At 35.5% G+C, this 265-nt stretch carries 1 protein-coding gene; it reads right to left on the minus strand.

Translation table 11 applies throughout. From position 1 onward, the window contains the following. Positions 1 to 58: 58 nt before the first annotated feature. Positions 59 to 265: hypothetical protein (locus CH339_RS25750; protein ID WP_210207409.1), on the minus strand; the 207-nt coding region annotated here is incomplete at its 5' end.

The following is a 265-nucleotide window of genomic DNA, read 5'->3' on the forward strand; positions in this document are numbered from 1 at the left end:
AGGATAACACATATCAATTTTCTTCGAAAGCCTAATTTCATTTTTCCTCAATTTTAGCTTAAAAGATTTTTTTGGAAGCGGGAAAACGGGATGGACGAAGCGAAAAAAAGCCAATGTGGATATCTTTCTCCTCGTTTTTTCTATCCACAATCATTATCGACAACATTTTCACAAAACTAACCGTTGTGGACAATATTTCTTCAACAGTTTGTATAGTATGTGGATAAGTTCCTCGCAACCATTGCAACCACTCGCTTATTCTGAT

It is taken from the genome of Rhodobium orientis (assembly GCF_003258835.1).
Taxonomy (GTDB): Bacteria; Pseudomonadota; Alphaproteobacteria; order Rhizobiales; family Rhodobiaceae; genus Rhodobium; species Rhodobium orientis.